22 protein-coding genes are annotated in these 25,791 nt (G+C 63.9%); 1 reads left to right on the top strand and 21 read right to left on the bottom strand.

What is annotated here, in order from left to right; all coding sequences use genetic code 11:
- Positions 1–60: 60 nt before the first annotated feature.
- Entirely contained in the window at positions 61–909 is an 849-nt protein-coding gene (gene fghA / locus B4I46_RS13440) for an S-formylglutathione hydrolase (RefSeq protein WP_043863275.1), read from the bottom strand.
- A gap of 8 nt (positions 910–917) precedes the next feature.
- A complete protein-coding gene (locus B4I46_RS13435; protein WP_043863274.1) occupies positions 918–2,030 on the bottom strand; it encodes an S-(hydroxymethyl)glutathione dehydrogenase/class III alcohol dehydrogenase in 1,113 nt (370 codons plus the stop codon).
- A 106-nt stretch (positions 2,031–2,136) separates the two neighbouring features.
- Here B4I46_RS13435 and B4I46_RS13430 point away from each other — a divergent pair, with 106 nt between their 5' ends.
- Complete coding sequence (locus B4I46_RS13430; protein ID WP_043863273.1) at positions 2,137–3,033, top strand: LysR substrate-binding domain-containing protein; 897 nt, start codon at positions 2,137–2,139, stop codon at positions 3,031–3,033.
- A 94-nt stretch (positions 3,034–3,127) separates the two neighbouring features.
- Here B4I46_RS13430 and ispD read toward each other — a convergent pair whose 3' ends face one another.
- The 19 genes from ispD to uppS form a co-directional block, all read right to left on the bottom strand.
- The gene (gene ispD / locus B4I46_RS13425) at positions 3,128–3,838 is read right to left on the bottom strand and encodes a 2-C-methyl-D-erythritol 4-phosphate cytidylyltransferase (RefSeq protein WP_043863272.1); all 711 of its coding nucleotides are present in this window, start codon (positions 3,836–3,838) and stop codon (positions 3,128–3,130) included.
- Positions 3,835–4,113, bottom strand: a complete 279-nt coding sequence (gene ftsB / locus B4I46_RS13420) for a cell division protein FtsB (protein ID WP_043863271.1) — start codon at positions 4,111–4,113, stop codon at positions 3,835–3,837. The genes ispD and ftsB overlap by 4 nt, the downstream gene beginning before the upstream one ends.
- A 160-nt stretch (positions 4,114–4,273) precedes the next feature.
- Positions 4,274–5,563, bottom strand: coding sequence for a phosphopyruvate hydratase (gene eno / locus B4I46_RS13415; protein WP_286900611.1), 1,290 nt, complete (start codon positions 5,561–5,563; stop codon positions 4,274–4,276).
- A 155-nt stretch (positions 5,564–5,718) separates the two neighbouring features.
- Positions 5,719–6,564: a 3-deoxy-8-phosphooctulonate synthase gene (gene kdsA, locus B4I46_RS13410; protein ID WP_043863269.1), complete on the bottom strand. Its 846-nt coding sequence runs from the start codon at positions 6,562–6,564 to the stop codon at positions 5,719–5,721.
- Between the two features lie 3 nt (positions 6,565–6,567).
- Positions 6,568–8,196 (bottom strand): CTP synthase, encoded by a 1,629-nt coding sequence (locus B4I46_RS13405; protein WP_043863268.1) that lies wholly within the window; start codon positions 8,194–8,196, stop codon positions 6,568–6,570.
- A gap of 271 nt (positions 8,197–8,467) precedes the next feature.
- The gene (gene tilS, locus B4I46_RS13400) at positions 8,468–9,751 is read right to left on the bottom strand and encodes a tRNA lysidine(34) synthetase TilS (RefSeq protein WP_286900610.1); all 1,284 of its coding nucleotides are present in this window, start codon (positions 9,749–9,751) and stop codon (positions 8,468–8,470) included.
- Between the two features lie 63 nt (positions 9,752–9,814).
- Positions 9,815–10,762, bottom strand: a complete 948-nt coding sequence (locus tag B4I46_RS13395) for an acetyl-CoA carboxylase carboxyltransferase subunit alpha (RefSeq protein ID WP_043863266.1) — start codon at positions 10,760–10,762, stop codon at positions 9,815–9,817.
- 106 nt (positions 10,763–10,868) lie between these two features.
- A complete protein-coding gene (dnaE, locus tag B4I46_RS13390) occupies positions 10,869–14,390 on the bottom strand; it encodes a DNA polymerase III subunit alpha (protein ID WP_058541490.1) in 3,522 nt (1,173 codons plus the stop codon).
- A 102-nt stretch (positions 14,391–14,492) separates the two neighbouring features.
- Positions 14,493–15,122 carry a ribonuclease HII gene (gene rnhB / locus B4I46_RS13385; RefSeq protein ID WP_054914999.1) on the bottom strand — a complete coding sequence of 210 codons (630 nt, stop codon included), beginning with the start codon at positions 15,120–15,122 and terminating at the stop codon, positions 14,493–14,495.
- On the bottom strand, positions 15,123–16,250 hold the full coding sequence (lpxB, locus tag B4I46_RS13380; RefSeq protein WP_058541489.1) for a lipid-A-disaccharide synthase: 1,128 nt from the start codon (positions 16,248–16,250) through the stop codon (positions 15,123–15,125). It abuts the gene before it with no gap.
- A gap of 1 nt (position 16,251) precedes the next feature.
- Positions 16,252–17,028: an acyl-ACP--UDP-N-acetylglucosamine O-acyltransferase gene (gene lpxA / locus B4I46_RS13375; protein ID WP_088514540.1), complete on the bottom strand. Its 777-nt coding sequence runs from the start codon at positions 17,026–17,028 to the stop codon at positions 16,252–16,254.
- Positions 17,025–17,465 (bottom strand): 3-hydroxyacyl-ACP dehydratase FabZ, encoded by a 441-nt coding sequence (fabZ, locus tag B4I46_RS13370; RefSeq protein ID WP_038613986.1) that lies wholly within the window; start codon positions 17,463–17,465, stop codon positions 17,025–17,027. The genes lpxA and fabZ overlap by 4 nt, the downstream gene beginning before the upstream one ends.
- Before the next feature lie 112 nt (positions 17,466–17,577).
- Entirely contained in the window at positions 17,578–18,633 is a 1,056-nt protein-coding gene (gene lpxD, locus B4I46_RS13365) for a UDP-3-O-(3-hydroxymyristoyl)glucosamine N-acyltransferase (RefSeq protein ID WP_058541488.1), read from the bottom strand.
- A 2-nt stretch (positions 18,634–18,635) separates the two neighbouring features.
- Positions 18,636–19,139, bottom strand: a complete 504-nt coding sequence (locus B4I46_RS13360) for an OmpH family outer membrane protein (protein ID WP_043863260.1) — start codon at positions 19,137–19,139, stop codon at positions 18,636–18,638.
- A gap of 45 nt (positions 19,140–19,184) precedes the next feature.
- Positions 19,185–21,533, bottom strand: a complete 2,349-nt coding sequence (gene bamA / locus B4I46_RS13355; RefSeq protein WP_043863259.1) for an outer membrane protein assembly factor BamA — start codon at positions 21,531–21,533, stop codon at positions 19,185–19,187.
- Between the two features lie 74 nt (positions 21,534–21,607).
- Positions 21,608–22,960 (bottom strand): RIP metalloprotease RseP, encoded by a 1,353-nt coding sequence (gene rseP / locus B4I46_RS13350; protein WP_229589586.1) that lies wholly within the window; start codon positions 22,958–22,960, stop codon positions 21,608–21,610.
- A 57-nt stretch (positions 22,961–23,017) separates the two neighbouring features.
- On the bottom strand, positions 23,018–24,208 hold the full coding sequence (ispC, locus tag B4I46_RS13345; RefSeq protein ID WP_043863257.1) for a 1-deoxy-D-xylulose-5-phosphate reductoisomerase: 1,191 nt from the start codon (positions 24,206–24,208) through the stop codon (positions 23,018–23,020).
- Positions 24,205–25,020, bottom strand: a complete 816-nt coding sequence (locus B4I46_RS13340; protein WP_054915002.1) for a phosphatidate cytidylyltransferase — start codon at positions 25,018–25,020, stop codon at positions 24,205–24,207. Before B4I46_RS13340 ends, ispC begins: the two co-directional genes overlap by 4 nt.
- Positions 25,020–25,775: a polyprenyl diphosphate synthase gene (uppS, locus tag B4I46_RS13335; RefSeq protein WP_043863255.1), complete on the bottom strand. Its 756-nt coding sequence runs from the start codon at positions 25,773–25,775 to the stop codon at positions 25,020–25,022. Before uppS ends, B4I46_RS13340 begins: the two co-directional genes overlap by 1 nt.
- Positions 25,776–25,791 lie beyond the last annotated feature (16 nt).

The following is a 25,791-nucleotide window of genomic DNA, read 5'->3' as shown; positions in this document are numbered from 1 at the left end:
TGAGTCAGGGCGTGATTCTACCTGCTTTGCCGGGGGTTTGGCTTATTTGTAGGACTAGCCCTACGCCCGCCCCAGTGCCGCCGCATGATGGCGCAGGTGGTCATCGATGAAGCTGGCGATGAAGTAGTAGCTGTGGTCGTAGCCAGGCTGCAGGCGCAACGTCAGCGGGTAGCCAGCCGCCTGCGCGGCCTGGGCCAGCACTTCGGGCTTGAGCTGGGTTTGCAGGAAGTCGTCGCGATCGCCCTGGTCGACCAGCAGCGGCAGCGTTTCCTGCGCCTGCGCGATCAGCACGCTGGCATCCCATTCGCGCCAGCGCGAACGCTCCTCGCCCAGGTAGCGACTGAACGCCTTCTGGCCCCAGGGGCAGTCCATCGGGTTGCCGATGGGCGAGAACGCCGACACCGACACATAGCGCCCGGGGTTGCGCAAGGCGCACACCAGCGCGCCGTGCCCACCCATGGAGTGACCGCTGATGCTGCGCGCAGCGGAGGCCGGGAAATGCGCCTCCACCAGTGCCGGCAGCTCATCCACCACGTAGTCGTGCATGCGGTAGTGCTCGGCCCACGGCTGTTCGGTGGCATTGAGGTAGAACCCCGCGCCCAGGCCGAAGTCCCAGGCGCCGTCCGGGTCGTCCGGTACCTGTGGCCCGCGCGGGCTGGTGTCCGGCGCCACGATGATCAGGCCGAGCTCGGCGGCAAGCTTGTGCGCGCCGGCCTTCTGCATGAAGTTCTCGTCGGTGCAGGTCAGCCCGCTCAGCCAGTACAGCACCGGCAGCTTGCCGCCCTGCTCCGCCTGCGGCGGCAGGTACACGGCAAACACCATGTCGCACCCCAGCACGCTGGAGCGGTGCCGGTAGCGCTTGTGCCAGCCGCCGAAGCTCTTCTGGCAGGAGATGTTTTCCAGGCTCATGGCAGACCTCAGAAGTGGATGACGCTGCGGATGCTCTTGCCTTCATGCATCAGGTCGAAGGCCTTGTTGATGTCTTCCAAGCCCATGGTGTGGGTAATGAAGGTGTCCAGCGGGATCTCGCCCTGCTCGGCCATGTCCACATAGCTTGGCAGCTCGGTGCGACCACGCACGCCACCGAATGCCGAGCCGCGCCAGACGCGGCCGGTGACCAGCTGGAACGGACGCGTTGCGATCTCCTGGCCGGCACCGGCGACGCCGATGATCACCGACTCGCCCCAGCCCTTGTGGCAGCACTCCAGGGCCGCACGCATCAGTTGCACGTTGCCGATGCACTCGAACGAGAAGTCCACGCCGCCATCGGTCAGGTCCACGATCACTTCCTGGATCGGGCGATCGTAGTCCTTGGGGTTGATGCAGTCGGTGGCACCCAGCTGGCGTGCGATCTCGAACTTGGCCGGGTTGATGTCGATGGCGATGATGCGGCTGGCCTTGGCCTTGACCGCACCGATCACGGCCGACAGGCCGATGCCGCCCAGGCCGAAGATGGCCACGGTGTCACCCGGCTTGACCTTGGCGGTATTGAGTACCGCACCGATGCCGGTGGTCACGCCGCAACCGAGCAGGCACACCTTCTCCAGCGGGGCCTCTTTCTGGATCTTGGCCACGGAAATTTCCGGCAGCACGGTGTATTCGGAGAAGGTCGAGGTGCCCATGTAGTGGAACAGCGGCTGACCCTTGTAGGCAAAACGGGTGGTGCCGTCGGGCATCAGGCCCTTGCCCTGGGTCGCGCGGATGGCCTGGCACAGGTTGGTCTTGCCCGACTTGCAGAACTTGCACTGGCGACATTCCGGGGTGTAGAGCGGGATCACGTGATCGCCCACCGCCACCGAGGTCACGCCCTCACCGATGGCCTCGACGATGGCGCCGCCTTCATGGCCCAGGATGGACGGGAAGATGCCTTCCGGGTCGGCGCCCGACAGCGTGTAGGCGTCGGTGTGGCAGACGCCGCTGGCGACCACGCGCAACAGCACTTCGCCGGCCTTGGGCATGGCCACGTCGACTTCGACGATCTCCAGCGGTTTCTTGGCTTCGAAGGCAACGGCAGCACGGGACTTGATCATCAAGGTTCTCCACAAAGGTTTCAGTTCAGGCGTGAAGTGTAATTCATCGTCTTTTGCTTAATAATCGAGCCAAACACAAAACATTATTGCCATGCAGGGATAATCGATGAGCAGCCGCTGGGAAGGGATCGACGAATTCGTCGCGGTGGCCGAATCGGGCCAGTTCACCGCGGCAGCCGAGCGCCTGGGGGTATCGTCGTCGCACGTGAGCCGCGCGGTGGCGCGCCTGGAAGATCGCCTGCAGACGCGCCTTTTGTACCGCAGCACGCGCAAGGTGACCTTGAGTGAGGCCGGGCAGACCTTTCTTCAGCACTGCCAGCGCCTGCAGGATGGCCGCGAAGAGGCCCTGCGCGCCATAGGCGACCTGACCAGCGAGCCCAAGGGGCTGCTGCGCATGACCTGTGCGGTGGCCTATGGCGAGCGCTTCATCGTGCCGCTGGTCACCCGCTTCATGGCGCAGTACCCGCAGTTGCGGGTGGACATCGAGCTGACCAACCGCACCCTCGACCTGCTGCACGAAGGCATGGACATGGCGATTCGCCTGGGTCGGTTGCAGGAGTCACGCCTGGTGGCGGCACGCCTGGCCCCACGGCGCATGTACCTGTGCGCCTCGCCAGCGTACCTGGAGCGCTATGGGCGGCCCCACAGCGTGTCGGAGCTGGCGCGGCACAACTGCCTGATCGGCAGCACGGATATCTGGGCCTTGCAGCAGGAGGGCCGGGAAATCAGTCAGCGGGTGCAGGGCAACTGGCGCTGCAACAGCGGGCAGGCGGTGCTGGATGCGGCGCTGCAGGGGATGGGGCTGTGCCAGTTGCCGGACTACTACGTGCTGGAGCATCTGGGCAGTGGCGCGTTGGTGTCGCTGCTTGAAGCGCATCAGCCGCCGAATACGGCGGTGTGGGCGTTGTACCCGCAACAGCGGCACCTGTCGCCGAAGGTGCGCAAGCTGGTGGATTATCTACGGGAGAAGTTGGGACAGCTGCCTGAGTACCGCAGCGTGTAGAAAACGTCGCGGGCTCCCACAGGCAGTTCACCCGCCCTTGAACGTACTGCAGTCCCGTGTGGGGGCTGGCTTGCCAGCGAATGGGCCACCGCGGTCAATTGCCGCGATTGGCCCAGCGCTGCCTCAGCCACTCCAGGTCTTCCGGCCGCGTCACCTTGATATTGTCGTTGCGCCCTTCGACCAGGCGCGGCGCCTGCCCCGACCATTCGATGGCCGACGCCTCGTCGGTGATCGCCACGTCCGCCACCAGGCTGTCTGCCAGCGCACGGTGCAATGCCCCCAGGCGGAACATCTGCGGGGTGTACGCCTGCCACACCGTGCTGCGGTCGATGGTGGCGCTTACCCGCCCGTTGGCATCGGCACGCTTGAGCGTGTCGCGCGCCGGCACCGCCAGCAGCCCGCCCACCGGGTCATTCGCCAGCTCGCCCAGCAGGCGGTCAAGGTCGTCGCGCGCCAGGTTCGGCCGCGCCGCATCGTGCACCAGCACCCAGTCGTTGTCGGCCGCGCCCTGGGCGTGCAGCAGCAGCAAGGCATTGAGCACCGAATCGGCACGCTCGCGCCCACCTGCCGCACGCTGGATGCGCGTATCGCTGGCGCAGGCCAGGCCCGGCCAGTAAGGGTCGTCGGCAGCAATGCTGACCACCACGCCCTTGAGGCATGGATGGTCGAGAAAACAGTCGAGGCTATGCTCGAGAATCGTCCGCCCGCCCAGTTGCAGGTACTGCTTGGGACGGTCGGCCGCCATGCGGGCACCAACACCCGCGGCAGGAATCACTGCCCAGAAGGCAGGCAGGAACGCCGTCATTGGGCCAACTGGTAGAGGGTTTCACCCTCCTTGACCATACCCAGCTCATGACGAGCGCGTTCTTCGACGGTTTCCATACCTTTCTTCAACTCCAGCACTTCGGCATCAAGCACGCGATTACGCTCCAGCAGACGCTCGTTTTCAGCGTGCTGGTCGGCGATCTGCTGCTTGAGGTCGGCAACCTGGGCCAGGCTGCCGTTGCCCACCCACAGACGGTACTGCAGGCCACCCAGCAACAGGAGCAAGACGAGGAACAACCAATAGGGACTACGCATCAGGGTATCCACTGGAAAAAGGCCGCCCGTGCGCAAGGGGCTGATGGCACGAAGCCTGACCGAAGCCAGGCTTTGTGGGGAAAGCACTTGCTGCACAGGGTTGCTGAAAGATTAGCTGCGTCTTTCAGCCTCACACTGCGGCCTTTTTACCATCTCTGGCTTAGCCGCGAAACTCGCCGCGACCACGGTACACAGCCTTGCTGCCCAGTTGCTCTTCGATACGCAGCAATTGGTTGTACTTGGAGACGCGGTCGGAGCGGCACAGCGAACCGGTCTTGATCTGGCCGGCAGCGGTACCCACGGCCAGGTCGGCAATGGTCGAATCTTCGGTTTCGCCCGAACGGTGCGAGATCACTGCGGTGTAACCGGCGGCCTTGGCCATCTGGATGGCTTCCAGGGTTTCGGTCAGGGTGCCGATCTGGTTGAACTTGATCAGGATCGAGTTGGCGATCTTCTTGTCGATGCCTTCCTTCAGGATCTTGGTGTTGGTCACGAACAGGTCGTCACCGACCAGTTGCACCTTGTCGCCGATCTTGTCGGTCAGGATCTTCCAGCCAGCCCAGTCGGACTCGTCCAGGCCGTCTTCGATCGAGATGATCGGGAAACGCTCGGTCAGGCCCTTGAGGTAGTCGGCAAAACCGGCTGCGTCGAACGACTTGCCTTCACCGGACAGGTTGTACTTGCCGTCCTCGTAGAACTCGCTGGCCGCACAGTCCAGCGCCAGGGTCACGTCGGTGCCCAGGGTGTAGCCGGCGTTGGCGACGGCTTCGGCGATGGCCGACAGCGCGTCTTCGTTGGAAGCCAGGTTAGGTGCGAAACCACCCTCGTCACCCACGGCGGTGTTCAGGCCACGGGCCTTCAGTACTGCCTTGAGGTGGTGGAAGATCTCGGTGCCCATGCGCAGCGCGTCGGAGAAGGTCTTGGCGCCGACCGGCTGCACCATGAACTCCTGGATGTCGACGTTGTTGTCGGCGTGCTCGCCGCCGTTGATGATGTTCATCATCGGGACCGGCATCGAGTACTGGCCAGGGGTGCCATTGAGGTTTGCGATGTGCGCGTACAGCGGCAGGTCCTGGTCCTGTGCAGCGGCCTTGGCGGCAGCCAGGGACACGGCGAGGATGGCGTTGGCGCCCAGGTTGCCTTTGTTTTCAGTACCGTCGAGCTTGATCATCGCCAGGTCGAGCGCTTTCTGCTCGACCGGGTCCTTGCCCAGCAGCAGGTCGCGGATCGGGCCGTTGATGTTGGCGACGGCCTTCAGTACGCCCTTGCCCATGTAACGGCTCTTGTCGCCATCACGCAGCTCCAGCGCTTCGCGCGAGCCAGTGGAAGCACCCGACGGCGCACAGGCGCTGCCGATGATGCCGTTGTCGAGCAGTACGTCCGCTTCGACGGTAGGGTTACCGCGCGAATCGAGAACTTCACGACCTTTGATGTCGACGATTTTTGCCATTGTTGTAAGCACTCCAGAATTGACGAAAACAACGCAGCTGAGAAAAAAACCGGGTCCGTCACAGGCGGTCGGCGCACGGGCAGGCCTGACGAGGACAAGCCCCTGACCCGGGGGTCAGGGGATGAACGGGCGGTACTTTACCGGAGAATCGAGGTTTACGCGGTTTCTACCGTCGGAAAACTCTTGACCAGTTCGTCCAGTTGCTTGAGCTGGGCCAGGAATGGCTCCAGTTTGTCCAGGCGCAGGGCGCACGGGCCGTCGCACTTGGCATTGTCAGGGTCCGGGTGGGCCTCGAGGAACAGGCCCGCCAGCCCCTGACTGAGGCCGGCCTTGGCCAGGTCGGTGACCTGGGCACGGCGGCCACCTGCGGAATCGGCGCGACCACCCGGCATCTGCAGGGCATGGGTCACGTCGAAGAACACCGGGTACTCGAACTGCTTCATGATGCCGAAGCCGAGCATGTCCACCACCAAGTTGTTGTAGCCGAAGCTCGAACCACGCTCGCAGAGGATCAGTTGGTCGTTGCCGGCCTCTTCGCACTTGCTCAGGATGTGCTTCATCTCCTGGGGTGCGAGGAACTGCGCCTTCTTGATGTTGATCACCGCGCCGGTCTTGGCCATCGCGACCACCAAGTCGGTCTGGCGCGACAGGAAGGCCGGCAGCTGGATGATGTCGCACACGTCGGCCACGGCCTGCGCCTGGTGCGGCTCGTGCACGTCGGTGATCACCGGCACGTTGAAGGTGCGCTTGATCTCTTCGAAGATCTTCATCCCCTCTTCCAGGCCAGGGCCGCGGTAGGAGTTGATCGACGAACGGTTGGCCTTGTCGAAGCTGGCCTTGAACACGTAGGGGATACCGAGCTTCTCGGTAACCCGCACGTACTCTTCGCAGACCTTCAGGGCCAGGTCACGGGATTCCAGCACGTTCATGCCGCCGAACAGGACGAACGGCTTGTCGTTGGCGATCTCGATGTTACCGACGCGAATGATCTTCTGGGTCATGGATCAGGCCTTGTTCTTTTGAGCCAATGCAGCTTTGACGAAGCCGCTGAACAGCGGGTGGCCGTCACGCGGGGTAGAGGTGAACTCCGGGTGGAACTGGCAGGCCACGAACCAGGGATGGTCCTTGGACTCGACCACTTCGACCAGTGCGCCGTCGCCGGAACGACCCGAGACCACCAGGCCCGCCTCGATCAGTTGCGGCAGCAGGTTGTTGTTGACCTCGTAGCGGTGACGGTGACGCTCGACGATCACGTCCTTGGCGTAGCAGTCGTGCACCTTGGAGCCGCTTTGCAGCTGGCACTCCTGGGCGCCCAGACGCATGGTGCCGCCAAGGTCCGAGGCTTCGGTACGGGTCTCGACCGCGCCGGTGGCATCTTCCCACTCGGTGATCAGGCCCACCACAGGGTGACCGCTGGCGCGATCGAACTCGGTGGAGTTGGCGTCCTTCCAGCCCATCACGTTGCGGGCGAATTCGATGACCGCCACCTGCATGCCCAGGCAGATACCCAGGTAAGGCACCTTGTTCTCGCGGGCGTATTGAACGGCAGTGATCTTGCCTTCCACGCCGCGCAGGCCGAAACCGCCCGGTACCAGGATGGCGTCCACGCCTTCGAGCAGGCCGGTGCCCTGGTTCTCGATGTCTTCGGAGTCGATGTAGCGCAGGTTGACCTTGGTGCGGTTGCTGATGCCGGCATGGCTCATCGCTTCGATCAGCGACTTGTAGGCATCGAGCAGCTCCATGTATTTGCCGACCATGGCGATGGTGACTTCGTGCTCGGGGTTGAGCTTGGCATCGACCACCGCGTCCCACTCGGACAGGTCGGCGCTGCCGCACTGCAGGCCGAAACGCTCGACGACGAAGTCGTCCAGGCCCTGGGAGTGCAGGATGCCCGGGATCTTGTAGATGGTGTCGGCGTCTTCCAGCGCGATCACCGCACGTTCTTCAACGTTGGTGAACTGCGCGATCTTGCGGCGCGACGAGCTGTCGATCGGGTGATCGGAACGGCACACCAGCACGTCCGGCTGCAGGCCGATGGAGCGCAGCTCCTTGACCGAGTGCTGGGTAGGCTTGGTCTTGGTCTCGCCGGCGGTGGCGATGTACGGCACCAGGGTCAGGTGCATCAGCATCGCGCGCTTGGCGCCCACTTCGAAGCGCAGCTGGCGGATGGCCTCGAGGAACGGTTGCGACTCGATGTCACCCACGGTACCGCCGATCTCGACCATGGCCACGTCGGCATCGCCGGCGCCCTTGATGATGCGGCGCTTGATTTCGTCGGTGATGTGCGGGATCACCTGGATGGTGGCACCCAGGTAGTCACCACGGCGCTCCTTGCGCAGCACGTGCTCGTACACGCGGCCGGTGGTGAAGTTGTTGTTCTGGGTCATGGTCGTGCGGATGAACCGCTCGTAGTGGCCCAGGTCCAGGTCGGTCTCGGCGCCGTCGTGGGTGACGAACACCTCACCGTGCTGGAACGGGCTCATGGTGCCCGGGTCGACGTTGATGTACGGGTCCAGCTTGAGCATGGTGACCTTGAGCCCCCGCGCCTCCAGGATGGCCGCCAATGAAGCCGAGGCAATGCCTTTCCCCAATGAAGAAACAACACCGCCCGTGACGAATATGTAGCGCGTCATGAAAAACCCTAGAAGTCTGCGTTAAAGCGGTCAGTGCCGCCGGGGAAAGCGAAGGAAGGCCGAAGCCCCCGATCACCTGCGTCAATCACAGTGCATCTTAAAAAACTGCCGCGCCTGGTCAGACCGGGGGTTGAAAACCCGGTAAGGAGCTCGCTAAACATTTTTAGAATCGCCCAGCAAAAAACTGCTTGGTAATCGGCAACTGCCGTGATTCAGATGAAGTCACAGAAGTTGTATCAAGAAGGGAGCGTAGTCTACCGGAATGTCCCTTTCATCTCAAACCTTGCGCGCTTGTCGGTACGCACCAGTGCAGTTGCCCGTCGGCAAGCCCCAGCCCCGGCAGGTTGGCCACCGCCAGCAACTGCCCGTCGCGGTACAGCAGCGGCACGCGCTGGCGGGCGAACAAGGGTAGCTGGCGCTCGTTGAGCAACCGCTTGAGGTCGCGATGGCCTCTACCCTCGACCGCCATCCTCTCGCCGCCCTGGCGATAGCGCACCTGCAGCGGGCCCTGCGGCAACCTGCCGCTTAGTGTCAACTGGCCATTGCCGGGCAGTGCAAGCGGCTGGCGCGGGTCGAGCCAAGGCACCGGCTGCGCCGGCGGCGTGAGCCAGTGCGCATCCAGCCAGTAGATACGCAGGCCACTGCGGTGCAGCTCGCCATCGGCCAGGCGCCATACAGGACGCCCTTCGCCGCCGGCATCGCGCACGTCTTCCCAACCCGACCAGTGGCGGGTGTCCGGCAGGCGCGTGCGCGCCGCCAGCCAGTACTGCAGGGCGTTGCGCTGGCGTGCCGGGGACAGTTGGCGCAGCACCTCCAGATCCAGCGACGGGCAGCCCAACCAGGCGAAGGCATCAGGGGTCGAGGCTTGTGCGAGGTCCTGCTGCGCCACTTCATCGAGCAGGCCCTGCGCCTCGGCCAGGTGCGCGGCGCTGCGCGCCAGGCTGCGCGCCGCCTGGGGCCAGCGTCGGGTCAGCGCCGGCAGCACCTGGTGGCGCAGGTAGTTGCGCGAGAACTGGGTGTCATCGTTGCTGGGGTCTTCTATCCAATGCAGGCCATGCGCGGTGGCGTAGGCCAGCAGTTCATCACGCGGGGTATCCAGCAAGGGTCGCAGCAGGCTGCCCTGCCCCAGCGCCCGCTGCGCCGGCATCCCCGACAGGCCACGCAGGCCGGCCCCGCGCAACAGCCGAAACAGCAGCGTCTCGGCCTGGTCGTCGCGGTGCTGGCCGGTCAGCAGCAGTTCGCCCGGGCGTAGGGCCTGGGCGAAGGCTGCATAGCGCGCGTCCCGGGCGCCCTGCTCCAGGCTGGCGCCAGGGGCGACGTGCACATGGATGATGTCCAGCGGTACGCCCAGGCTGTCGCACAGGCGCTGGCAGTGGGCCGGCCACGCATCGGCAGCGGCTTGCAGACCGTGGTGGACATGGAGGGCACGAAGGGGCGCAGTCGGCTGTTGGGCCAGTAGGTGCAGCAGGACGGTGGAGTCGAGGCCGCCAGAGAGGGCGACGCACCAGCCGGTAGCTTGGTGCCAGGGGGACAGGGTGTTGCGCAGGTCGATCATCGGTGGCCCTTCGCCGGCAAAGCCGGCTCCTACAGAAGCGAAAGGGCCACCGATGAGTTCAGATCAGAGCCCGTAGCTCATCAGGCGATCATAACGGCGCTTGAGCAGCGCGTCGTTGTCGAACGCCTTGAGCATGTCCAACTGCTCGATCAGCGAAGCGCGGATGTTGGCCGAGGCCGCCGCCGGGTCACGGTGTGCGCCGCCCAGTGGTTCGCCGATCACCTTGTCGACGATACCCAGGCCCTTGAGGCGCTCGGCCGTGATGCCCATCGCTTCGGCTGCGTCAGCAGCCTTCTCGGCAGTCTTCCACAGGATCGAGGCGCAGCCTTCCGGCGAAATCACCGCGTAGGTGGAGTACTGCAGCATGTTCAGCTGGTCGCAAACGCCGATGGCCAGTGCACCGCCCGAACCGCCTTCGCCGATCACGGTGGCGATGATCGGCGTTTTCAGGCGAGCCATCACGCGCAGGTTCCAGGCAATCGCTTCGCTCTGGTTGCGCTCTTCGGCGTCGATGCCGGGGTAGGCGCCCGGGGTGTCGATGAAGGTCAGGATCGGCATCTTGAAGCGTTCGGCCATTTCCATCAGGCGGCACGCCTTGCGGTAACCTTCAGGGCGTGGCATGCCGAAGTTGCGGCGTACCTTCTCGCGCACTTCACGGCCTTTCTGATGACCGATCACCATCACCGGCTGGTCGTCCAGGCGGGCGATGCCACCAACGATCGCGGCGTCGTCGGAGAAGTGGCGGTCGCCATGCAGCTCGTCGAACTCGGTGAAGATGTGGTCGATGTAGTCCAGGGTGTACGGACGACGCGGGTGACGCGCCAGGCGCGCGATCTGCCAGCTGGTCAGGTTGCCGAAAATGCTCTCGGTCAGCGTGCTGCTCTTGTCTTGCAGACGGGCGATTTCATCGCCGATGTTCAGCGAGTTGTCATTGCCGACCAGGCGCAGCTCTTCGATCTTGGCTTGCAGGTCAGCAATCGGCTGTTCGAAATCCAGAAAATTCGGGTTCATAGGCATCCGTCTTGGGTCGACGGCCAGGCGGCCGGCCGGTTGATCCGTTTGGCGCCCTACCTTAAGGGATCAGGCGCATTCAGGTCGAGATTAAAAATTCATCAATTCATCGATATTGCAGGAAGACGTTCTCACGCCCGAACTGGTCACGCAGGGCCTGAATCAGTCCGTCCGCGGGGTCGATGCGCCAACCTTCGCCAAACTGCAGCAGGGCGCGCGCATCGTTGCCGGTGTATTCCATGCTGATCGGGCACGCGCCGCGATGGCGCTTGAACAGCTCGCCCAGCCACGCCAGGCGGTCGCCCTTGAGGGCGTCGGCATGGATCTTCAGGCGCAGGCTTTCGGCCAGGTTGGTACGTGCATCTTCCATGCTCATCACACGCTTGACCCGCAGGCGCAGGCCACCGGAGAAGTCGTCATTGCTGACCTCCCCTTCGACCACCACCATCGCGTCGGTCTGCAGCAACGGCTGCGCGGCCATGAACGCATCGGCAAACAGCGACGCCTCGATGCGCCCGGAGCGGTCGTCGAGGGTCACGAAGCCCATCTTGTCGCCCTTCTTGTTCTTCATCACGCGCAGCGCAATGATCATGCCGGCCACGGTCTGGGTATCGCGGGCCGGCTTGAGGTCGATGATGCGCTGACGGGCGAAACGGCGGATCTCGCCTTCGTACTCGTCGATCGGGTGGCCGGTCAGGTACAGGCCCAGGGTGTCCTTCTCGCCGCGCAGGCGTTCCTTGAGGGTCAGCTCGCGGGCGTTGCGGTGGTTGGCATAGACGTCGGCGTCGGCCTCCACGAACAACCCGCCGAACAGGTCCGAGTGCCCGCTGTCGTGGGTGCGTGCGGTCTGTTCGGCCGACTTGATCGCCTCTTCCATCGCCCCCAGCAGCACCGCGCGATTACGGTCGATGTTGGCCTGGTAGGCCTTGATTTCGTCGTGGAAGAACGGCCCCAGGCGGTCCAGCGCACCGCTGCGGATCAATGCATCGAGGGTGCGCTTGTTGATGCGCTTGAGGTCGACCCGCTCGCAGAAGTCGAACAGGTCCTTGAACGGCCCGCTGCTGCGCGCCTCGACGATCGCGTCGACAGGGCCCTCGCCCACGCCCTTGATCGCGCCCAGGCCATACACGATGCGGCCGTCGTCGTTGACCGTGAACTTGAAGTCGGAGGTGTTCACATCCGGTGCATCGAGGCGCAGCTTCATGCTGCGCACTTCCTCGATCAGGGTCACCACCTTGTCGGTGTTGTGCATATCCGCCGACAGTACCGCAGCCATGAACGCGGCCGGGTGATGGGTCTTGAGCCAGGCGGTCTGGTACGACACCAGGCCGTAGGCGGCTGAGTGGGACTTGTTGAAACCGTAACCGGCGAATTTTTCCACCAGGTCGAAGATGTTGCCCGCCAGGTCCGGGTCGATGTTGTTGGTGGCGCAGCCTTCGATGAAACCGCCACGCTGCTTGGCCATTTCCTCGGGCTTCTTCTTGCCCATCGCCCGGCGCAGCATGTCCGCACCGCCAAGGGTGTAGCCGGCCATCACCTGGGCGATCTGCATCACCTGTTCCTGGTACAGGATGATGCCGTAGGTCGGCGCCAGTACCGGCTTGAGGCCTTCGTACTGGTAGTCGGAGTGCGGGTAGGCCAGTTCGGCGCGGCCGTGCTTGCGGTTGATGAAGTCGTCCACCATGCCCGATTGCAGTGGGCCCGGGCGGAACAGTGCCACCAGTGCGATAAGGTCTTCCAGGCAGTCGGGCTTGAGCTTCTTGATCAGCTCCTTCATGCCGCGCGACTCGAGCTGGAATACCGCAGTGGTCTCGGCCTTCTGCAGCAGGTCGTAGGTTTTCTTGTCGTCCAGCGGGATGAAGTCGATGTTCAGGTCCGGCAGGCCGGCCTTGGCCTGCTCGCGGTTGATCGTCTCCATTGCCCACTTGATGATGGTCAGGGTACGCAGGCCAAGGAAGTCGAACTTCACCAGGCCGGCCGCCTCCACGTCATCCTTGTCGAACTGGGTTACCAGGCCGCCGCCCTCTTCGTCACAGGCAATCGGCGAGAAGTCGGTGAGTTTGGTCGGCGCGATGACCACGCCACCGGCGTGCTTGCCGGTGCCCCGGGTAACGCCCTCGAGCTTGAGGGCCATGTCCCAGATTTCCTTGGCATCCTCGTCGGTCTTGAGGAAGTCGCGCAGCATTTCCTCCTGCTCGTAGGCCTTCTCCAGGGTCATGCCGACTTCGAACGGAATCATCTTCGACAGGCGGTCGGCCAGGCCGTAGGACTTGCCCTGCACCCGCGCCACGTCACGCACCACCGCCTTGGCCGCCATGGTGCCGAAGGTGATGATCTGGCTCACCGCATTGCGCCCGTAGGCATCGGCCACATACTCGATCACGCGGTCGCGACCGTCCATGCAGAAGTCGACGTCGAAGTCGGGCATCGAGACCCGTTCAGGGTTGAGGAAACGTTCGAACAGCAGGTCGTAGGCCAGCGGGTCGAGGTCGGTGATCTTCAGCACGTAGGCCACCAGCGAGCCGGCACCCGACCCCCGGCCCGGACCTACCGGCACGCCGTTGTTCTTGGCCCACTTGATGAAGTCCATAACGATCAGGAAGTAACCGGGAAAGCCCATCTGGATGATGATGTCCAGCTCGAACTTCAGCCGGTCGAGGTAGACCTGGCGCTTCTCTTCATAGTTGGGCGTGGTGTCCTTGGGCCAGAGCACCGCCAGGCGCTCTTCCAGGCCTTCATGGGACACATGGCGCAGGTATTCGTCGATGCCCATGCCGTTGGGCGTGGGGAAGTCGGGCAGGAAGTGCTTGCCCAGCTGCACCTCGATGTTGCAGCGCTTGGCGATCTCGACCGTGTTGGCCAGGGCGTCGGGCAGGTCGCTGAACAGCTCGGCCATTTCTTCCGGGCTTTTCAGGTACTGCTGGTCGCTGTAGTTGCGCGAACGCCGCGGATCGTCCAGGGCACGGCCTTCGCCGATGCACACCCGGGTTTCGTGGGCGTCGTAGTCGGTCTGCTTGATGAAGCGCACGTCGTTGGTGGCCACCAGCGGCGCGCCCAGGCGGTCGGCAAGGGCCACGGCGGCGTGCAAATACTCTTCGTCGCCGCTGCGGTTGGTGCGCTGCACCTCGACATAGAAGCGATCGGGGAACATCGCCATCCAGTCGCGCAGCAGGGCCTCGGCTTCCTGCGGGTTGTTGCCCAGCAGTGCCATGCCGATATCGCCTTCCCTGGCCGCCGACAAGGCGATCAGGCCCTCGCTGGCCGGGGCGATCCACTCGCGCTCGATGACCACCACGCCATTGCGCTGGCCGTCCATCCAGCCACGGGAGATCAGCTCGGTGAGGTTGCGGTAGCCCTTGGCGTTCATCGCCAACAGGCAGATGCGCGACAGCGGCAGGTCGGGGTCGGCGTTGGACAGCCACAGGTCGGCCCCACAGATCGGCTTGATCCCGCTGCCCATGGCGGTCTTGTAGAACTTGACCAGCGAGCACATGTTGCTCTGGTCGGTGACGGCCACCGCCGGCATGTTCATCCCGGCCAGGGCCTTGACCAGCGGCTTGATCCGCACCAGGCCATCGACCAGCGAGAATTCGGTGTGCAGGCGAAGATGAACGAAAGAAGCCGACATGATGATCCTATAGCAGCACAAAACAACAAGGCCCGGATTGTACCGGGCCTCGATCAAAACTACAGCCTGCGCGGGAGCGGTCAGGCTGAACGGGGGTTGCCTCTACACCGGCAACAGGCCGTTGGCCTGCAGGCCACGGGCCTCGAATGCAGCCCGTACCGGGGCGAACGAGCGCCGGTGAATCGGCGTGGGGCCAAGCCGGGCCAGGGCTTCAAGGTGCAGCGGGGTCGGGTAGCCCTTGTGCCCGCCGATGCCGTAGCCAGGGTAGATCAGCTCGAAGGCAGCCATTTCCCGGTCACGGGTCACCTTGGCCAGGATAGAGGCCGCAGCGATGGCCGGCACCTGGCTGTCACCCTTGACCACCGGCGCCGATGGCACGTTGAGCTTGGGGCAACGGTTGCCATCGATCAGTGCCAGCTTGGGCGTGATGTGCAGGCCTTCGACCGCGCGCTGCATGGCCAGCATGGTGGCATGCAGAATGTTCAGCTGGTCGATCTCGTCGACCTCGGCGCGGGCGATGTGAAAGCTCAGGGCCTTCTCGCAGATCTCGTCGAAGAGCTTTTCGCGGCGCGCCTCGGTGAGTTTTTTCGAATCGTTCAGGCCCAGGATCGGCCGGCTCGGGTCGAGGATCACGGCAGCGGTCACCACCGCGCCACACAGCGGGCCGCGGCCGACTTCGTCAACCCCGGCGACCAGGTCTTCGACCAGGTTGAAATCCAGTCCGATTTGCATTTATCGATGTTCCAGCAAGGCCAGTACCGCGTCGGCTGCCTGGTTGGAGGCATCGCGGCGCAGGGTACGGTGAATCTGATCGAAGCTCTCGGTCTGCTGCTCGCCACCGCTCACCAGTGGTGCCAGGGTCTGCGCCAGGGCCTCGCTGGTGGCGGCCTCCTGCAGCAGTTCGGGCACCAGCAGGCGCTGGGCCAGCAGGTTGGGCAGCGATACATAAGGGCTTTTGACCAGGCGCTTGAGAATCCAGTAGGTCACCGGGGCCACGCGGTACGCCACCACCATGGGTCGCTTGAACAACAGCGCCTCCAGGGTAGCGGTGCCCGAGGCGATCAATACCGCATCGCAGGCCGCCAGGGCCTGGTGCGACTGGCCGTCGAGCAGGGTCAGTGGCAGGTCGCGGCCTTCGAGCATCTGTTCGAGCTGGGCACGGCGCACCGGGTTGGCGCAGGGCGAGACGAAGCGCACCCCCGGCACCAGCTCGCGAAGCCGCTGTGCGGTATCCAGAAACAGTGCACCCAGGCGCCCTACTTCGCCGCCACGGCTGCCTGGCATCAGCGCCACCAAGGGGCCGTCGGGCAGGCCCAGTGCTTCACGCGCTGCAGTGCGGTCGGCCTGCAGCGGGATGGTATCGGCCAGCGGGTGGCCGACGAAACGCACCGGCACGCCCTGTTCTTCATAGAACCGCGCCTCGAACGGAAACAGCGTGAGCATCAGGTCGCAGCCTTCGCGGATCTTCAGCACGCGCTTCTGCCGCCAGGCCCATACCGAAGGGCTGACGTAGTGCACGGTCTTGATGCCGGCCTGGCGCAGTTTCAGTTCGATGTTGAGGGTGAAGTCGGGCGCATCGATACCGATGAACACGTCCGGCTTCTGCTCGATCAGCGTCTGGATCAGCAGCTTGCGGCGCTTGAGCAGCTCGCGCAGGCGACCCAGCACTTCGACCAGGCCCATGACGGCCAGGCGCTCCATGGGAAAGTAGGAGCTCAGCCCCTCGGCTTCCATCAATGGGCCGCCGACGCCGATAAAGCGTACCTGCGGATGGCGGGCCTTGAGTGCACGCATCAGGCCGGCGCCAAGAATATCGCCGCTGGCTTCGCCTGCCACCAGCGCTACACAGAGTTGCGCCATGTCAGCGGGTGATGCCGCGGGCGGAGTTCTGGATCGACTTGACGAACAGGTCGACCTCGGGGAACTGCTGGGCGGGCTCGGCCAGTTCGGCGATAGCCTGGTCGACCGTCAGGTTCTGGCGATACACCACCTTGTAGGCGCGGCGCAGGGCATGGATAGCTTCATCGCTGAAACCGCGACGGCGCATGCCTTCGAAGTTCATGCTGCGCGCCTCGGCCGGGTTGCCGAACACGGTGACGAAGGCCGGCACATCCTTGCCGATGGCGGTACCCATGCCGGAAAAGCTGTGGGCGCCGATATGGCAGAACTGGTGCACCAGGGTAAACCCGGACAGTATCGCCCAGTCGCCCACATGCACATGCCCGGCCAGCGCGGTGTTGTTGACCAGGATGCAGTGGTTGCCGATCACGCTGTCGTGCCCGATATGGGCATAGGCCATGACCAGGTTGTGATCACCCAGGGTGGTTTCGCTACGGTCCTGCACGGTGCCACGGTGAATGGTCACGCCTTCGCGGATCACGTTGTGGTCGCCGATCACCAGGCGCGTCGGTTCACCCTTGTACTTGAGGTCAGGGGTGTCTTCGCCGACAGAGGAGAACTGGTAGATGCGGTTGTGCTTGCCGATGCGGGTCGGCCCTTTGAGAATCACATGCGGACCAATCACGGTCCCTTCCCCGATCTCGACCCCGGCACCGACGATCGACCATGGGCCGACCTCGACGCCGTCGGCAATCTTTGCTGATGGATCGATGATTGCCCGAGGGTCAATCAAACTCATAGTTTGCGTTCCGCACAGATGATCTCGGCCGAGCATACCGGCTTGCCGTCCACCGACGCCTGGCACTCGAACTTCCAGATCTGGCGCTTGCAGCTGATGAACTTGGCTTCGAGGATCAGTTGATCACCCGGCAGCACCGGCTGGCGAAAGCGCAACTTGTCGGAACCGACGAAGTAGTACAGGGTACCGTCCGCGGGTTTGACGTCCAGCATCTTGAACCCGAGGATGCCGGCTGCCTGGGCCATCGCTTCGATGATCAGCACGCCGGGCATGATCGGGTGCGCCGGGAAGTGACCGTTGAAGAAAGGCTCGTTGATGCTGACATTCTTGTAGGCACGAATGCGCTGGGCCTCTACGTCCAAGTCCACCACCCGGTCCACCAGCAGGAACGGGTAACGGTGAGGCAAATATTCGCGAATCTCGTTGATGTCCATCATTTCGGGGGGAAGCCTGTAGTAAAGATAGGGAGCGCGCACGTTCGAGCGGCGCTCCTTTAGCAAATCAAGGAGCGCAGTCTAGCGGCTGGGCGCTCTTGATCAGGAAATGGTATCAGCCTTCTGATGAAGCTTTGTCGCCCGAGGTCACGGCCTCGAGTCGCTTTTCCACTTGTTGAAGACGTTTGGCCATCTCATCCAGCTGGCGAATGCGCGCGGCACTCTTGCGCCACTCACCCAGCGGCTGCATGGCCGTACCGGACGAATAGGCACCTGGCTCGGTGATGGAACGGGTGACCATGGTCATCCCGGAGACGAACACCCCATCACACACATCAATATGCCCGACCATGCCGACACCGCCGGCGATGGTGCAATGCTTGCCGATCTTGGTGCTGCCGGAAATACCGACACACGCGGCCATTGCCGTGTGGTCGCCGACCTGTACGTTATGGGCGATCTGGATCTGGTTGTCGAGTTTCACGCCATTGCCGATACGGGTATCGGCCAGTGCACCGCGGTCGATGGCGGTGTTCACGCCGATCTCGACATCGTCGCCGATGCTCACGCCGCCGATCTGGGCAATCTTCTGCCATACGCCCTTTTCATTGGCGAAACCGAAACCTTCACCCCCCAGCACGGCGCCGGACTGGATCACCACACGCTTGCCGATATGCACATCGTGGTACAGCGTGACACGCGGGGCCAGCCAGCCGCCTTCGCCGATCACGCTGCGCGCACCGATGAAGCAGTGGGCACCGATGGTCACGCCAGGGCCGATCTGCGCCCCGCTTTCGATCACTGCACAGGCACCGATGCTGGCGCTGGCATCGACCTGTGCGTCTGCAGCCACCACGGCGCTGGGATGAACTCCCGCCACAGCCCTGGGCTTTGGATCGAACAGGTGGGAAACACGTGCGTAGGCCAGGTAGGGATCTGCAACGATCAGCGCGTGACCGGCAAAGCCCTCGGCATCGGCAGCCTTGAGCAGGACCGCAGCGGCCTTGCTCTCAGGCAGGAATTTGCGGTACTGCGGGTTGGCCAGGAAGCTCAATTGTCCCGGGCCAGCCTCGTGCAGGGTCGCAAGGCCAGTGATGTCGAGCTCCGCCGGGCCACTGAGGGTGGCCCCGAGGAACTCGGCCAGCTGGCCGAGTTTCATGGTCGCAGTCATGTTCAACGGGACTGGTTCATGCGCTCGATGACCTGGCGGGTGATGTCGTACTGAGGCTTGACATCAATGACCGCGCCACGCTCGAGTACCAGGTCGAAAGCACCCTTCTTGATCACTTCCTCCACTGCGCCGTCGAGCTTGGGCTTGAGCTGCTTGAGCATCTCGCGGTCGGCAACGGCCTTGGCTTCGTTCAGCTCCTTGGACTGGAACTGGAAGTCACGGGCCTTCTGCTTGAATTCAAGCTCCAGACGCTCGCGCTCGCCCTGGGCCATCTTGTCGCCACCCTTGACCAGACGGTCCTGGATGCCCTTGGCGCTGCTTTCCAGGTTTTTCAGCTTGGTCAGTTGCGGGCCGAATTTCTTCTCCGCATCGACCGCGTACTTCTTGGCCGCGTCCGATTCCAGCAGCGCCATCTGATAGTTCAGGACGGCAATTTTCATCTCGGCAAATGCCGGGGTCGCGATCAGGGTCGCAGCCAGTACAGCCAGTTGAGTCAACTTACGCACGATGCACTCCTACAGAATCCGTTGTCGTTTACGCGGGGCAGACCCTTAGAAGGTCTGGCCCAGAGAGAATTGGAACACCTGGGTATCGGCATCGTCCGGCTTCTTGACCGGCATCGCCAGGCTGAAGCTCAACGGGCCCAGTGCAGTAATCCAGGTCACGCCCAGGCCGACCGAGCTGGCCAGGCCGCTGAGGCCGACCTTCTCGCAATCCGGCTTGGAGCCGCAGTTGGTGTCGAACACGTTACCCACGTCCCAGAAAACCGAGGTGCGCAGCGAACGCTGGTCCTTGACGAACGGCAGTGGGAACAGCAGTTCCACGCCGCCCTGCACCAGCACGTTGCCGCCGAACGGCAGTGGATCCTGGTCCGGGTCGCGCGCAGTGCCAGGGTTGTTGCCTTTACTCGGGGTACTGCGCGGGCCCAGGCTGCTGTCCTTGAAGCCACGCACGGAGTTGAAGCCACCGGCGTAGTAGTTCTCGTAGAACGGCAGGCCCGAGGTGCCGCCGAAGCCGTCGCCGTAGCCCAGCTCGGTGTGCAGACGCAGGGTGTAGTCGTTGTTGATCGGCTTGAACAGCTGGCCACGGTAGTCAAGCTTGAAGAACGACAGGTCGCTGCCCGGGGTGGTCGCCTCGAGCACCAGGCTCTGGGAGTGACCACGGGTAGCCAGCACGCCCTTGTTCAGGGTGGACTCCGACCAGCCGGCCGATGCCTTGAAGTTCAGGTAGTTGTCGCCTTCCTTTTTGACGAAATCGAAGATCTCGTCAACGGTGTAGCGACCGGTCTTGATCTTGTCCTGCTGGGCGGTGAGGCCGAAGGTCAGGCGCGAAGTCTCGCTGATCGGGTAGCCGACGCTGACGCCCGCACCCAGGCTGTCCACCGCATAGCTGGCCACGTCGACGTCGAGGTCGTCGTAGTCGGTGGTGCGGTAGAAGGCGTTGTAGCCAAGGCTCACGCCATCGGCAGTCCAGTAGGGGTCCACGAAGCCGAAGTTGTAGCGGCTCTGGTATTCGGAACGGGTCAGGCCGATGGAGACCTTGTTACCGGTACCCAGGAAGTTGTTCTGGCTGATCGAACCACCCAGGATCAGGCCGGCGCTCTGCGCGAAACCGACGCTGGCGGTGATCGAACCCGATGCCTGCTCTTCGACGCTGTAGTTCACGTCGACCTGGTCGTCGGTGCCCGGTACGGCCGGGGTCTCGACGTTGGCTTCCTTGAAGAAGCCCAGGCGCTCGAGGCGGGTCTTGGACTGGTCGATCAGATAGGTCGATGCCCAGCCACCTTCCATCTGGCGCATCTCGCGGCGCAGCACTTCGTCCTCGGACTTGGTGTTGCCACGGAAGTTGATGCGGTTGACGTAGGCACGCTTGCCCGGGTCGACGACGAAGGTGATGTCGACGGTGTGGTCGTCATCGTGAGGCTGCGGCACGCCGTTGACGTTGGCGAAGGTATAGCCTTCGTTGCCCAGGCGGCGGGTGATCAGCTCGGAGGTGGTGGTCATCACCTTGCGCGAGAACACCTGGCCAGGCTGCACCAGCATCAGTGCCTTGACCTGGTCTTCCGGAACCTTCAGGTCGCCGGACAGCTTGACGTCACGAACGGTGTACTTCTCGCCCTCGTTGACGTTCACGGTGATGTAGACGTGCTTCTTGTCCGGGGTGATCGACACCTGGGTGGAGGCGATGTCCATGTTGATGTAGCCGCGGTCCAGGTAGTAGGAGCGCAGGCGCTCGAGGTCACCGGACAGTTTTTCGCGGGCATACTTGTCGTCGTTCTTGAAGAACGACAGCCAGTTGGTGGTCTTGAGTTCGAACAGGCTGGCCAGCTCGTCGTCGCTGAACTTGGTGTTGCCCACCACGTTGATGTGCTGGATGGCAGCGACGGTGCCTTCGTTGATCTTGATTTTCAGACCTACGCGGTTGCGCGGTTGCGGCACCACCTCGGCGTCGACCTCGGCCGAGTAGCGGCCCTGGGCCACGTACTGGCGCTGCAGCTCGTTGCGCACACCTTCGAGGGTGGCACGCTGGAAGATTTCACCTTCGGCCAGGCCCGACTGCTTCAGACCCTTCATCAGGTCTTCGGTGCTGATGGCCTTGTTGCCTTCGATCTCGATGCTCGAGACGGAAGGACGCTCGACCACGGTGATGATCAGGACGTTGCCGTCGCGACCCAGTTGGATGTCCTGGAAGAAGCCGGTCTTGAACAGCGCACGGGTGGAATCCACCAGGCGCCGATCATCGGCCTCGTCCCCAACGTTCAATGGCAAGGCGCCGAACACGCTGCCCGCGGAAACCCGCTGCAGACCATTGACACGAATATCGGAGATGGTGAAGGACTCGGCGTGAACTTCAGCGATCATCAGTACGGCGAGAACCGCAGTTAGCAGCAGACGTTTCATGAAGTCCTTTCTTATTCCAACTGGCAATAAACGACCCACCGCGGGACGCGGCAGGTTCGCAATTGAGCGAAGCGTTACAGTCGACCCAAATCGTTGATCAGGGCAAGCAACATCACCCCGACTACCAAACTGATACCGATCTGGACCCCCCAACCTTGCACCCGATCCGAAAGCGGACGACCACGCGCCCATTCGATCAGGTAAAACAGCAAATGCCCCCCATCCAGTACAGGAATGGGCAGCAAATTAAGAACCCCCAGGCTAATGCTCAGGTAGGCGAGGAAATTCAGGAAATCCCCAACGCCGGACTGGGCCGAAGCGCCCGCCACTTTAGCAATGGTTATCGGTCCGCTCAAGTTTTTTACCGAGAGCTCGCCGAACAGCATTTTCTTCAGCGAATCGAGGGTCAGCACGCTCATGTTCCAGGTGCGCGAAACACCCTCGCCCAGGCCCTGCAGCGGGCCATAACTGACCTCGCGCAACATGGCCGCAGGCCACTCCACCGGCGCCACGCCCGCCCCCAGGTAACCACTGGCATTCTGGCCTTCGCCACGGCTGGCGAGGGTTACCGGCAACTCCAGCGTCGCCCCGTCACGCGCCACGCTCAGCACGATGCGGCTGCCGGCACGGCCGCGCACGGTGTCCACCACCTGCTGCCAATCGTCAAGCGCCTTGCCGTCGAGTGCCAGCAGGCGGTCGCCGGTTTTCAGACCGGCGGCCTGGGCCGGCCCCTTGGGATCAAGTTCGGCCAGCACCGGCACCAGCGCCGGGCGCCATGGGCGGATGCCCAGGGAGCGGATCGGGTCGGGCTCGTCGGCACCCTTGAGCCAGGCATCGAGCTTGAGCACATGGCTGCTGTCGGTGCTGGCACCCTCTTCACGCACGCTGACCTGCAGCGCACCGCTTTCACCCAGCCGGCGCACCAGCTGCAGGTTGACCGCGGCCCAGCCGTTGGTCGGCTTGCCGTCGACCGCGACGATCTCCTGGCCGGCGCTAAGGCCTGCGGCGGCCGCCAGGCTGCCAGCCTCGACCGCGCCGATGACCGGCCGCGCCTGCTGGCTGCCAAGCATGGCCAGTGCCCAGAAGAACACGATGGCCAGCAGAAAGTTGGCAATGGGGCCGGCCGCGACGATAGCGATGCGCTGGCGCACGCTCTTGCGGTTGAACGACTGCTCCCGCTGGTCGGCAGGCACTTCGCCTTCGCGCTCGTCGAGCATCTTCACGTAGCCGCCCAGGGGAATGGCGGCCACCACGAACTCGGTGCCATGGCGGTCATGCCAGCGTACCAGCGGCATGCCGAACCCTACGGAAAACCGCAAAACCTTGACGCCGCAGCGCCGCGCCACCCAGAAGTGACCGAACTCGTGAAAGGTGACCAGCACGCCCAATGCGACCAGGGTGCCGATAATCATGTAGAGCGCACTCATGTCTTTCTCCGAATAGCGTTCAGCGGGAGCGGGCGCAACCCGTGGCGACGTCGCACCTCAGACCCCGTGACGATCCAACCAGTGCCCGGCCAGGCTGCGTGCACGCTGGTCGGCTGCAAACACCGCCTCCAGCGTCGGCACGGCAACGACCGCTTCCTGGTTGAGCACGTGCTCGATGATACTCGGGATCTGCGGGAAGCGGATGCGCCGCTGAAGAAATGCCTCGACGGCCACTTCATTGGCCGCATTGAGCATCGCAGGGGCACTGTTGCCGGCGTCCGCCGCTTCACGCGCCAGGCGCAGACACGGAAAGCGCTGCTCGTCCGGCGCCTGGAAATCCAGGCGGGCAACGGCGAACAGGTCCAGCGGCGCCACACCCGAGTCGATGCGCTGCGGCCAGGCCAGGGCGTTGGCGATCGGCGTGCGCATGTCGGGGTTGCCCAACTGCGCCAGCACCGAACCATCGACGTAGTCGACCAGCGAGTGAATCACGCTTTGCGGGTGGACCACCACCTCGACCTGGGCAGGCCTGGCATCGAACAGCCAGCACGCCTCGATCAGCTCCAGGCCCTTGTTCATCATGCTGGCCGAGTCGACGGAGATCTTGCGCCCCATGGACCAGTTCGGGTGCGCACAGGCCTGCTCCGGGGTGACATGCTCCAGCTCGGCCTGCGGCGTTTCACGAAACGGACCACCGGAGGCGGTCAGCAGGATGCGCCGCACACCCACCTGGGCCAGGCCGCGGGCATAGTCACCGGGCAGGCACTGGAAGATCGCGTTGTGCTCGCTGTCGATCGGCAGCAGTACCGCACCACTGCGCTGCACGGCCTGCATGAACAGGGCGCCGGACATCACCAGCGCCTCCTTGTTGGCCAGCAGCACCTTCTTGCCCGCCTCCACTGCGGCCAGGGTCGGACGCAACCCCGCCGCACCGACGATGGCCGCCATCACCGCATCCACCTGCGGGTCGGCCGCCACCTGGCACAGGCCCTGCTCGCCCACCAGCACCTCGGTACTCGACCCCGCAGCACGCAGGTCGGCCTGCAACTGCTGCGCGGCCTCATCGCCCGGCACCACGGCAAACACTGGAGCATGGCGCAGGCACAGGGCCAGCAGCTCGCCCAGGCGCGAATAGCCGCTCAGGGCATAGGCCTGGTAGCGCTCGGGGTGACGGGCAATCACGTCCAGTGTGCTCAGGCCAATGGAGCCTGTAGCGCCCAGCACCGTGATCCGTTGCGGGCGGCTCACAGCGCGCCCCAGTTGGCGGCCCACAGCAGCACGGCAAACAGCGGGATGGCAGCCGTGAGGCTGTCGATGCGATCCAGTACCCCACCGTGCCCCGGCAGCAGGTTGCTGCTGTCCTTGATCCCGGAACGGCGCTTGAACATGCTTTCGGTCAGGTCGCCGACCACCGACACCAGTACCACGACGGCGGCACCGAACAGACCGAGGATCAGCTCGCCGGCGCTCCACTCGCGGGTCACGCCCACCACCGCCGTGATCACCAGGCTCAGCGCCAGGCCACCGTAGACACCTTCCCAGCTCTTGCCGGGGCTGACCTGCGGCGCCAGCTTGCGCTTGCCAAAGGCCCGGCCCGAGAAGTAGGCGCCGATATCGGCGCCCCATACCAGGACCATCACCGCCATGATCAGCCAGTTGCCCAGGGGCCAGTGCTTGATCAACACCAGGCCTTGCCAGGCCGGCAACAGCACCAGCAGGCCGATCAGCAGGCGGCAGGCCACACTGGCCCACAGCTCGCTGGTACGCGGGTAGGTCAGCACCAGCCAGGTGGCCAGCGCCCACCACAGCACCGAAACGCCCAGCACCCAGGGTGCCAGCTCCGGCATCAGGTGCAGCAGCATCAGCAGGCCGGCGACCACCACGGCATAGGCAACCCGCAGGCCCTGGGCGATCAGCCCGGCCAGGCGGGCCCATTCCCAGGCCCCGAGGGTGACCACCAGGCCGATGAACAAGGCAAAGTTCGCCCCGTCGAGCAGGAAAAACCCGCACAGGGCAATCGGCAACAGAATCAGCGCAGTGATGATGCGTTGTTTAAGCATTAAGCACGGGCTCCAGCCTCGACCTGCTCGCTGGTTTTACCGAAGCGGCGCTGGCGCGAAGCGAAATCGGCCAATGCAGTGCGCATGGCCTCGTGTTTGAAGTCCGGCCAGAACAGGTCGGAGAAATACAGCTCGGCGTACGCCAGCTGCCACAGCAGGAAGTTGCTGATGCGGTGCTCGCCACCGGTGCGGATGCACAGGTCGGGCAACGGCAGATCGCCTGTCGCCAGGCACGGCTGCAGCAACTCGGGGGTGATGTCTTCCGGGCGCAGATGCCCGGCCTGCACTTCACGCGCCAGGCGCTGGGCGGCCTGGGCGATATCCCACTGCCCACCGTAGTTGGCGGCGATCTGCAGGATGAAGCGATTGCTGCCTGCGGTCAGCGCCTCGGCCTCGCGCATGGCAGCCTGCAACTCAGGGTGAAAGCGCGAGCGATCACCGATGATGCGCAGGCTGATGTTGTTCTCGTTGAGCCGCCTGGCCTCGCGACGCAGCGCCGAGAAGAACAGCTCCATCAGCGCACCGACCTCGTCGGCCGGGCGCTGCCAGTTCTCGCTGGAGAACGCGAACAGGGTCAGGACCTCGACCTTGGCCTCGGCGCACACCTCGATGACCGCGCGCACCGCATCCACGCCTGCCTTGTGCCCGGCAACGCCGGGCAACAGGCGCTTCTTCGCCCAGCGATTATTTCCATCCATGATGATCGCGACATGGCGCGGCACCGATGGAGGCACACCCTGCTTGGTCTTTTCCATTGAAAAAAGTCCCGGC

This window comes from Pseudomonas sp. UBA7500, assembly GCF_002478435.1.
Taxonomy (GTDB): domain Bacteria; phylum Pseudomonadota; class Gammaproteobacteria; order Pseudomonadales; family Pseudomonadaceae; genus Aquipseudomonas; species Aquipseudomonas palmensis.
Note: the sequence above shows the minus strand (reverse complement) of the source record. Positions and strands in the feature narration are given on the sequence as shown.

Bases quoted from the DNA above. Each gene is read 5' to 3' on its own strand.
- fghA (WP_043863275.1), bottom strand. From the start codon at position 909: ATGAGCCTGGAAAACATCTCCTGCCAGAAGAGCTTCGGCGGCTGGCAC.
- B4I46_RS13435 (WP_043863274.1), bottom strand. From the start codon at position 2,030: ATGATCAAGTCCCGTGCTGCCGTTGCCTTCGAAGCCAAGAAACCGCTG.
- B4I46_RS13430 (WP_043863273.1), top strand. From the start codon at position 2,137: ATGAGCAGCCGCTGGGAAGGGATCGACGAATTCGTCGCGGTGGCCGAA.
- ispD (WP_043863272.1), bottom strand. From the start codon at position 3,838: ATGACGGCGTTCCTGCCTGCCTTCTGGGCAGTGATTCCTGCCGCGGGT.
- ftsB (WP_043863271.1), bottom strand. From the start codon at position 4,113: ATGCGTAGTCCCTATTGGTTGTTCCTCGTCTTGCTCCTGTTGCTGGGT.
- eno (WP_286900611.1), bottom strand. From the start codon at position 5,563: ATGGCAAAAATCGTCGACATCAAAGGTCGTGAAGTTCTCGATTCGCGC.
- kdsA (WP_043863269.1), bottom strand. From the start codon at position 6,564: ATGACCCAGAAGATCATTCGCGTCGGTAACATCGAGATCGCCAACGAC.
- B4I46_RS13405 (WP_043863268.1), bottom strand. From the start codon at position 8,196: ATGACGCGCTACATATTCGTCACGGGCGGTGTTGTTTCTTCATTGGGG.
- tilS (WP_286900610.1), bottom strand. From the start codon at position 9,751: ATGATCGACCTGCGCAACACCCTGTCCCCCTGGCACCAAGCTACCGGC.
- B4I46_RS13395 (WP_043863266.1), bottom strand. From the start codon at position 10,762: ATGAACCCGAATTTTCTGGATTTCGAACAGCCGATTGCTGACCTGCAA.
- dnaE (WP_058541490.1), bottom strand. From the start codon at position 14,390: ATGTCGGCTTCTTTCGTTCATCTTCGCCTGCACACCGAATTCTCGCTG.
- rnhB (WP_054914999.1), bottom strand. From the start codon at position 15,122: ATGCAAATCGGACTGGATTTCAACCTGGTCGAAGACCTGGTCGCCGGG.
- lpxB (WP_058541489.1), bottom strand. From the start codon at position 16,250: ATGGCGCAACTCTGTGTAGCGCTGGTGGCAGGCGAAGCCAGCGGCGAT.
- lpxA (WP_088514540.1), bottom strand. From the start codon at position 17,028: ATGAGTTTGATTGACCCTCGGGCAATCATCGATCCATCAGCAAAGATT.
- fabZ (WP_038613986.1), bottom strand. From the start codon at position 17,465: ATGATGGACATCAACGAGATTCGCGAATATTTGCCTCACCGTTACCCG.
- lpxD (WP_058541488.1), bottom strand. From the start codon at position 18,633: ATGACTGCGACCATGAAACTCGGCCAGCTGGCCGAGTTCCTCGGGGCC.
- bamA (WP_043863259.1), bottom strand. From the start codon at position 21,533: ATGAAACGTCTGCTGCTAACTGCGGTTCTCGCCGTACTGATGATCGCT.
- rseP (WP_229589586.1), bottom strand. From the start codon at position 22,960: ATGAGTGCGCTCTACATGATTATCGGCACCCTGGTCGCATTGGGCGTG.
- B4I46_RS13340 (WP_054915002.1), bottom strand. From the start codon at position 25,020: ATGCTTAAACAACGCATCATCACTGCGCTGATTCTGTTGCCGATTGCC.
- uppS (WP_043863255.1), bottom strand. From the start codon at position 25,775: ATGGAAAAGACCAAGCAGGGTGTGCCTCCATCGGTGCCGCGCCATGTC.